Consider the following 8,198-nt stretch of genomic DNA (forward strand, 5'->3'; position numbering starts at 1 on the left):
TATGATACTTGTCATCGACAATTATGATTCGTTTACGTATAACCTGGTTCAATATTTGGGTGAGCTCGGCGAGGAAGTGAAGGTTTACCGGAATGATGAGATCGACATCGCTGGCATCGAGGCATTGGCCCCGGACCATATCCTGATATCTCCGGGACCGTGCACGCCGAATGAAGCCGGCATCAGTCTGGATGTTATTTCGCATTTCAAGGGTGTGATTCCGATCTTCGGCGTCTGCCTTGGCCATCAGGCGATCGGGCAAGCCTTTGGCGGCAACGTGATTCGTGCGGAGCGCCTGATGCACGGGAAAACATCCGCGATCCAGCATACGGGCGGCTCGGTCTTCGAAGGCTTACCGGTTCCGTTCACCGCAACGCGCTATCACTCGCTGATCGTTGAGAAGGAAACTTTGCCGGATGAGCTGGAGATTACCGCCTGGACCGAAGAGGGCGAAATCATGGGGCTTCGGCATAAACAATATCCCATAGAAGGGGTGCAGTTCCATCCGGAATCCATCATTACGGACCATGGCCATCAAATGCTGCGCAATTTCTTGAAGCGTACAGCTGGCACCAAAGCATGAAGTATATTGGCATGAACGGCGGCATCGTTGAAGCTGCCGAAGCTGTCATACCTGTAATGGATCACGGCCTTCTGTACGGAATGGGGTTATTCGAGACCTTCCGCACTTACGAGGGGAAGCCTTTTTTAATAGAGCGGCACTTGAGCCGGCTCATGAACAGCTGCCGGGAGCTCGGGATCGTCCACAGGGCGGATGCTGAGAGGATCAGCCGCTGGATATCGGAACTGATGGAGGCCAATGGTCTCCAGGATGCTTATATCCGGTATACTGTAACGGCAGGAGAGGGATTGCTCGGTTTGCCTGCTGGCGATTATTTGAAGCCTTCCGAGATTTTATTCGCCAAAGAGCTGCCGGCCGTAAACGAAATGCTTTACGAGAAAGGCAGAGCCATGCGGAGGCTGTCCCTTCCGCGAAACACACCGGAATCCTCGGTTCGGCTGAAATCTCTGCATTATATGAACAATATACTCGCAAAGCGGGAATTGGCCGAATACCCAAGCCACTCGGATGGTCCGACAGAGGGGCTGATGCTAACGGCGGCCGGGGAAGTGGCGGAGGGCATTGTCAGCAATGTCTTTTTTGTCAAAGCGGGTCGTGTATATACGCCTGACATAAGTACGGGCATTTTGCCGGGGATTACCCGGGCCGTGGTGCTGGAATTGGCTGCCGATCTTGGGATGGAAGTCGAAGAAGGCCGTTACAGCTGGGAGTTTTTCACTGGAGCGGATGAAATATTTACGACCGGTTCTGTGCAGGAGATTGTTCCGGTTACGACGTTGATTGGAGCTGAAGGCGAGACTCTAGTTATTGGACAAGGATTAGCCGGTCCGATAACCCGTACATTACTGAGCGCATATAGAAGGAAAGCAGGGCAAAAGGCATGAAAACAACGATTTACGAACGTGAATATCGGCTGAGCAAGGATGCTGTGTTAGAGCTCGGTCAATCCACGCTCATTATGGGCATATTGAATGTGACACCGGATTCGTTCTCCGACGGAGGTCGTTATCACGACACGGAGCGGGCGGTCGAGCACGCGCTTCAACTGGTGGAAGAGGGAGCTGACATCATCGATATCGGCGGAGAATCGACGCGTCCAGGCCATGAGCCGGTTGGAGCTGAAGAGGAGCTCGCCCGCGTTATCCCGGTTATAGAAGCCATCCATCGGCATGCGCCGCATATTCCATTATCAATTGACACGTATAAAGCGGAAGTTGCGCGTCAGGCTATTGGAGCGGGCGCTCATATCATAAATGATATTTGGGGCTTTAAAGACGACACGGATATGCCCAAGACAGCGGCAGAGCTCGGATGCCCCGTGATTTTGATGCACAATCGCCGCGATCGGAATTACATCAATCTTATCGAGGACGTAAAGCGCGATTTGCTGGAAAGTGTCGAAATTGCGAGGGCTGCAGGTGTGCAGGATCAGCATATTTTGCTCGACCCGGGTATCGGGTTTGCCAAGGACTACGACGAGAACTTGAAAGTGATGGCCTCCCTCGATCAGCTTGTAGGGCTTGGGTTTCCGGTGCTGCTGGCTACCTCCCGCAAAAGGTTTATCCAGACCACACTTGGCGCCCCGGCGCAAGATGTGCTCGAAGGAACGGCTGCTACCGTGGCTTACGGGATTGCGCAAGGCTGCCAGATCGTTCGTGTGCATGACGTGTTGCATATGAAACGGACAGCGAAGATGTGTGATGCCATGACTTACGCTTCAACGGAGCTTACACGTATATAATTTTTTTCGGGACAAAGGATGGAAGGGCGGAGTTACGAGATGGATAAAATGATACTGAGCCGCATGGAATACTACGGCTACCACGGTGTGTTTGAGGAAGAGCGCAAGCTGGGTCAACGATTCTATGTGGATCTGGAGCTGGAGATGGATTTGAGCAAAGCTGCGAAGACGGATGACCTGACGTTAACGGTAAATTATGCCGAGATTCATGATCTCTTGCTGGATATTATGCGGACGGAGTCGTTCCGCCTGATTGAAGCTTTAGCGGAGCATATTGCATCTAAGGTATTGGACACTTATACTATTATCGATGCTTTAACGGTCCGATTGACGAAGCCGCACCCGCCTTTTGACATTCATTTTGAAGGTGTGACCATTGAGCTGCACCGGACCAGGAAGTGAGACGATCATGAATTCACACGCCACCTCTGAGTGTTCAGAGGCTTATATTGCTTTAGGGGCCAATTTGGGAGACCGCGAGGGCAACCTGATGGAGGCTTTAGAACGGTTGGACGAAGTACCTGGCATATCGGTAGAGCGCGTATCCAACTTGTATGAAACCGAGCCGGTCGGCTATGTGGATCAACCGATGTTTCTTAATATGGCCACAGCCGTGTCGACATCGCTGAGTCCCCATGAGCTGCTTGCCGAAATGCAGCGAATTGAAAAACAGCTTGGCCGGGTCCGTCATATTCATTGGGGGCCGCGGACGGTGGACCTGGACCTGTTATGGATGGAAGGACGCCGTCTGGATACGCCGGACCTTGTTCTGCCGCACCCCCGTATGCAGGAACGGGCTTTTGTGCTCAGACCGCTGGCCGATATCGTATTTGAGCTCGAACCTTCAGGTCTGTACCCTGTAGTGAAGACAGCACTTGAGAACCTGGAAGGAAAGGAAGGAATACAGCTTTGGAAAACAAGCAGCTGGCGCAGCGTATCCGCGCTTTCCGAAAATTGAAGGGTTTAACCCAGCAAGAGCTCGCCGAGCGAACCGGTATTTCACTGGCCGTCCTTGGTGCGATTGAGCGGGGGAACCGCCGTGCCGAGGAGCAGATGCTGGCTCAGATTGCGGACGTGCTGGAGATTACATTGCAGGAGCTTAAGGAACGGAGCTAGAACATTTGAATAGAAAAGCCGGTGCAGGTTTATTTTCATTAAACCCGGCCATTAATATAGGATGATGCTTCTGGATGCGATCTACAAGACATGTAATTTTTGCGGACTGGACGAGGGTGCGATTCATGAGTATGATGAGTTGGTTTGAAACTTATGGATCCCTTGCACGATAACCGGGATCTTTCCACTATAAATATCTGAATATAAAGGGTTGACACATAAAATGGACAAGTTGCAAATCGGAAACATCGAGATGAAGAACCAAGTGGTTCTGGCGCCCATGGCAGGCGTGTGCAACCCAGCGTTCCGCTTGATTGCTAAGGAATTCGGTACCGGTTTGGTTTGCGCCGAAATGGTGAGCGGCAAGGCCATTGTTCACGGGAACAAGCGCACCCAGGAGATGCTGTTCGTCGACGAGCGGGAGAAGCCGCTGAGCCTGCAAATTTTTGGCGGTGACCGTCAATCCTTGGTGGAAGCGGCCAAAGTTGTCGATCAGCAAACCAATGCCGACATCATCGACATTAACATGGGCTGTCCTGCACCGAAGGTAACGAAGGTTGATGCGGGTGCGCGCTGGCTTCTGGATTCGAACAAAATCTATGAAATGGTAGCGGCCGTTGTTGATGCCGTGAACAAACCGGTCACGGTGAAGATGCGCACAGGCTGGGATAGCGATCACATCTATGCTGTCGAAAATGCACAAGCTGTCGAACGCGCGGGCGGTCAGGCGGTCAGCGTTCACGGACGTACGCGCGAGCAGCTCTACACCGGGCACGCGGATTGGGACATCATTCGCCAAGTGAAAGAAGCCGTCGCCATTCCGGTTATCGGTAACGGCGATGTGGTGACGCCGGAGGATGCTCGCCGAATGCTGGATACGACAGGCTGCGATGGTGTCATGATCGGCCGCGGAGCGCTGGGGAACCCATGGATGCTGTATCGTACCGTGGAGTACCTGAAGACAGGCCAGCTGCTGCCGGATCCGGCTCCGCAGGAGAAAATCCGGATTGCCATTCTGCATATGGACCGGTTGATCGCTCTGCGCGGCGAAGCGGTTGCGGTACGGGAAATGCGCAAGCATCTTTCCTGGTATTTGAAAGGGCTGAAGGGATCCGCTCGCATTAAAGATATGATTATGGAAGAAACGAAGCGAGACGAAATGGTGAACCTTCTGAACAACTTTGTGAACAATCTGGAGGCCCAAGAAGAATCGACAAAAAGTGTATACCCTCAAGCCGTTGCGGCGATGGGATAATTAGGGGTGCAGGCTGTTAATGGGTGCGTGTATGCGACATTCGTAACAGCCTTTGCGCGCATTGACTTTTTGAAATGGTTCCCATATAATCTTTCAGTATAAATTCAAGAAATTGAGCAGGCATCAGAGGGAAGTTCTGATCCCCAAGAATTCGCATATAGTATGTTGATACCGTGGTTTAAATTATTTACATGACAGGAGAATCGGTTAATGAGCGATAAAGAAGTCATTCTAACCCAGGACGGTCTGAAGAAACTGGAGGACGAACTTGAGAATCTAAAGTCTGTAAAACGCCGCGAAGTGGCTGAGCGGATTAAAGTTGCCATCGGATATGGTGATATTAGTGAAAACTCCGAATATGAAGACGCTAAGAACGAGCAAGCCTTTATCGAAGGCCGGATTATAACGCTTGAGAAAATGCTCCGCAATGCGCGCATCATTAACAATGATGATATCAATACCGATGTCGTCGGCGTGGGCAACACGGTGATCGTAGAGGATTTGGAATTCGGCGACACGATGCAATATACCATTGTAGGTACGGCTGAATCGGATCCGCTTAACAACAAGATCTCTAACGAGAGTCCTGTCGGCAAAGCGATTATTGGCAAGCAAAAAGGATCGGTTGTAGATGTTAACGTTCCTGCGGGCGTTATTCAATATAAAATTGTAGACATTAAGAAGTAAGTCGGAATGTGGTGTAGAAAGCTTCCTTCGGGGGGCTTTTTTAACATATTAGAATTTATAAGTTTTTTGGGGTCCCCGCAAAGTATTTGGAATAAGCATCGTAGCATAGGCTCCACTTTGTGGGGTTATTTTGAATAGGCAAGGCTGTGTTGAGGGCTTAATGGGTTAATGGCATGTCTTGAATGGCTGCCCTACCGTTAAGTCCTAACCGAATGTGTACAAGTGTTCAAGGGCTGTCCGGATCATGTATGGGTGGCGGCGTTTAATGCTGTTGGGGATTACGATGGAAGTGAAATGAAGGAGATGAATGACGATGACGGAAGAAATGAATAACCAGGAACAAGAACAGGAGTTAAGTGAGCTTTTGCAAATCCGCCGCAACAAATTGGACGAGCTTCGCAAGCTGGGCATCGACCCGTTTGGCGGAAAATATGAAAGAGAACATCACGCAGGTGATATTCTGAAACAGTATGACGAGCTCTCCAAGGAAGAACTGGAAGAGAAGCAGGTGGAAGTGAACCTGGCTGGCCGGATTATGGCGAAGCGTGGCATGGGCAAGGCTTCTTTTGCTCATATTCAAGATTTGAGCGGCCGGATTCAGATCTATGTTCGCCAGGATTCGATTGCAGAAGCGCAATATGAAGCATTCAGCATCCTTGATCTGGGTGACATCATCGGGGTCAAAGGGGTCTTGTTCAAGACCAAAACCGGTGAAACCACCATTAAAGTGAAGGAACTGGAGGTTCTTTCGAAGTCGCTTTATCCGCTCCCTGAGAAATTCCATGGTTTGAAGGATGTGGAACTCCGTTACCGTCAGCGTTATGTCGACCTGATTATCAACCCAGATGTACAGAAGACCTTCATTGCCCGTTCCCGTATTATTCAATCGATGCGCCGTTACCTGGATTCCCAAGGCTATCTTGAAGTGGAAACTCCGACTTTGCATTCGATCGCTGGTGGTGCGGCGGCACGTCCGTTCATTACGCATCATAATGCGCTGGATATGGAGCTGTATATGCGGATCGCGATTGAGCTTCATCTGAAGCGTCTGATCGTGGGCGGCTTGGAAAAAGTGTATGAGATTGGCCGCGTATACCGGAATGAAGGGATCTCTACCCGTCATAATCCGGAGTTTACGATGATTGAGCTCTATGAAGCCTATGCGGATTATAAAGATATTATGGCACTGACCGAGAATATGATTGCCCATATTGCCCAAGAGGTGCTGGGTACACAAGTGATTTCCTATCAAGGGCACGAAGTTGACCTGACGCCACAATGGCGTCGTGTATCCATGGTTGATGCCGTAAAAGAAGTAGTCGGCGTTGACTTTAGTGTTGACATGTCCAATGAGGAAGCGCATCGTCTTGCAAAAGAACATAAAGTTCCGGTAGAGCCGCATATGACATTCGGCCACATCTTGAACGCGTTCTTTGAGCAATTCGTTGAAGAGACACTGATTCAGCCGACGTTCGTAACCGGTCATCCGGTTGAGATTTCGCCGCTGGCGAAGAAGAACGACGTGGATCCGCGGTTCACGGATCGCTTTGAGCTGTTTATCGTGGCGCGTGAGCACGCGAACGCCTTCTCGGAGCTCAATGATCCGATCGACCAGCGTCAGCGTTTTGAAGCGCAGATGAAGGAAAAAGAACAGGGCAATGACGAAGCGCACGAGATGGATGAAGATTTCTTGCGTGCACTGGAGTATGGCATGCCGCCAACAGGCGGACTTGGTATCGGGATCGATCGTTTGATCATGCTTCTTACGAATTCCCCATCCATTCGTGATGTCTTACTGTTCCCGCACATGCGTAATAAGGAGTAGTAGCGTTTGCTCCATTAATAGATTGTGGAAGAGGCAGTCGGCTATAGATCTCTATAGTCGGCTGCCTTTTTTTGTATGGTGATCCCGATTCTCTCTTGTTCTGAGAATAAAGCTGTGCTACATTTATTTAGCACAAACGTATTAAATAAGGAGGCCGGCGAATGATTGCAGCTTTTATTATTGGATGTGAAATTTTATTCTGGGTATTTGTTCTCGCTGGATTAAGTGCAAGATATTTGCTTGGAATGAAAAGAACGGGCGGAATACTGCTGCTGTGTACGCCGATCATCGACTTATTATTGATAGCCGTAACCATGATAGATTTGCGTGGCGGGGCAGAGGCCGGATTCATGCATGGGCTGGCAGCTGTATACATCGGGGTGACGATTGCTTTTGGGCATCGGATTATCCAATGGGCGGACGCCCGGTTTGCTCACCGATTTGCAGGTGGCAAGAAACCGGAGCCAGCCACGAAACATGGAGCGGTTCGCGCCAAGCGTGAACGCCAGGGGTGGTATCGCCATGTGTTGGCGTGGATGATAGGAGTTATATTGCTTGGCGTTATGATTGTTGTGGTTGGGGAACCAGAACGAACGGAGCAGCTAAAGGCGTTGATCTTGCAATGGGCCGTGATCCTGGGAATTGACTTCATATATAGCTTCAGTTATACCTTCTGGCCAAAGAAGCAGGCAGGGAAATGGAGATACTGAATACCTAGTATATAGTAAGTAAATGAATGTATGATTTTACCTTATTATTAATTTGTCAAAAGGGTTGCATATTGGCGAATGCCATGGTATATTATACTTCCGGCCAAGAAATACGGTCGAAACAATCGCTTGAGACAACAAGCCAAAATGAATTTGAAAAATAAATTCAAAAAAAGCTTGCAATGAACGAGCGGATGTGATAAGATATAAGAGTTGCTAACGAGATAAAATGTTGGCGGCAAACGAAGAAGTTGATCTTTGAAAACTGAACAACGAGTGAG

The 8,198-nt window shown here is 49.8% G+C and carries 10 protein-coding genes; all 10 read left to right on the top strand.

Annotation, left to right across the window (positions count from 1 at the left end):
- Position 1: 1 nt before the first annotated feature.
- The 10 genes from pabA to NYE54_RS00380 all read left to right on the top strand — a co-directional run bounded on the left by pabA (position 2) and on the right by NYE54_RS00380 (position 7,917).
- The gene (pabA, locus tag NYE54_RS00335) at positions 2 to 583 is read left to right on the top strand and encodes an aminodeoxychorismate/anthranilate synthase component II (protein ID WP_098741239.1); all 582 of its coding nucleotides are present in this window, start codon (positions 2 to 4) and stop codon (positions 581 to 583) included.
- Entirely contained in the window at positions 580 to 1,467 is an 888-nt protein-coding gene (locus NYE54_RS00340) for an aminotransferase class IV (RefSeq protein ID WP_339269234.1), read from the top strand. The genes pabA and NYE54_RS00340 overlap by 4 nt, the downstream gene beginning before the upstream one ends.
- Entirely contained in the window at positions 1,464 to 2,324 is an 861-nt protein-coding gene (gene folP, locus NYE54_RS00345; protein ID WP_339269236.1) for a dihydropteroate synthase, read from the top strand. The genes NYE54_RS00340 and folP overlap by 4 nt, the downstream gene beginning before the upstream one ends.
- A 39-nt stretch (positions 2,325 to 2,363) precedes the next feature.
- On the top strand, positions 2,364 to 2,726 hold the full coding sequence (folB, locus tag NYE54_RS00350; RefSeq protein WP_006207454.1) for a dihydroneopterin aldolase: 363 nt from the start codon (positions 2,364 to 2,366) through the stop codon (positions 2,724 to 2,726).
- 7 nt (positions 2,727 to 2,733) lie between these two features.
- Positions 2,734 to 3,282, top strand: coding sequence for a 2-amino-4-hydroxy-6-hydroxymethyldihydropteridine diphosphokinase (folK, locus tag NYE54_RS00355; protein WP_076326683.1), 549 nt, complete (start codon positions 2,734 to 2,736; stop codon positions 3,280 to 3,282).
- Positions 3,234 to 3,440, top strand: coding sequence for a helix-turn-helix transcriptional regulator (locus tag NYE54_RS00360; RefSeq protein ID WP_076326682.1), 207 nt, complete (start codon positions 3,234 to 3,236; stop codon positions 3,438 to 3,440). Before folK ends, NYE54_RS00360 begins: the two co-directional genes overlap by 49 nt.
- A gap of 223 nt (positions 3,441 to 3,663) precedes the next feature.
- A complete protein-coding gene (gene dusB / locus NYE54_RS00365; protein WP_339269239.1) occupies positions 3,664 to 4,695 on the top strand; it encodes a tRNA dihydrouridine synthase DusB in 1,032 nt (343 codons plus the stop codon).
- 210 nt (positions 4,696 to 4,905) lie between these two features.
- Positions 4,906 to 5,382 (top strand): transcription elongation factor GreA, encoded by a 477-nt coding sequence (greA, locus tag NYE54_RS00370; RefSeq protein ID WP_076326680.1) that lies wholly within the window; start codon positions 4,906 to 4,908, stop codon positions 5,380 to 5,382.
- 313 nt (positions 5,383 to 5,695) lie between these two features.
- On the top strand, positions 5,696 to 7,207 hold the full coding sequence (lysS, locus tag NYE54_RS00375; protein ID WP_098741245.1) for a lysine--tRNA ligase: 1,512 nt from the start codon (positions 5,696 to 5,698) through the stop codon (positions 7,205 to 7,207).
- Between the two features lie 161 nt (positions 7,208 to 7,368).
- The gene (locus tag NYE54_RS00380) at positions 7,369 to 7,917 is read left to right on the top strand and encodes a hypothetical protein (protein WP_339269242.1); all 549 of its coding nucleotides are present in this window, start codon (positions 7,369 to 7,371) and stop codon (positions 7,915 to 7,917) included.
- Positions 7,918 to 8,198 lie beyond the last annotated feature (281 nt).

Origin of the sequence: Paenibacillus sp. FSL K6-1330, assembly GCF_037976825.1 — a bacterium.
GTDB lineage: Bacteria > Bacillota > Bacilli > Paenibacillales > Paenibacillaceae > Paenibacillus_AQ.

Bases quoted from the DNA above. Each gene is read 5' to 3' on its own strand.
- pabA (WP_098741239.1), top strand. From the start codon at position 2: ATGATACTTGTCATCGACAATTATGATTCGTTTACGTATAACCTGGTT.
- NYE54_RS00340 (WP_339269234.1), top strand. From the start codon at position 580: ATGAAGTATATTGGCATGAACGGCGGCATCGTTGAAGCTGCCGAAGCT.
- folP (WP_339269236.1), top strand. From the start codon at position 1,464: ATGAAAACAACGATTTACGAACGTGAATATCGGCTGAGCAAGGATGCT.
- folB (WP_006207454.1), top strand. From the start codon at position 2,364: ATGGATAAAATGATACTGAGCCGCATGGAATACTACGGCTACCACGGT.
- folK (WP_076326683.1), top strand. From the start codon at position 2,734: ATGAATTCACACGCCACCTCTGAGTGTTCAGAGGCTTATATTGCTTTA.
- dusB (WP_339269239.1), top strand. From the start codon at position 3,664: ATGGACAAGTTGCAAATCGGAAACATCGAGATGAAGAACCAAGTGGTT.
- greA (WP_076326680.1), top strand. From the start codon at position 4,906: ATGAGCGATAAAGAAGTCATTCTAACCCAGGACGGTCTGAAGAAACTG.
- lysS (WP_098741245.1), top strand. From the start codon at position 5,696: ATGACGGAAGAAATGAATAACCAGGAACAAGAACAGGAGTTAAGTGAG.
- NYE54_RS00380 (WP_339269242.1), top strand. From the start codon at position 7,369: ATGATTGCAGCTTTTATTATTGGATGTGAAATTTTATTCTGGGTATTT.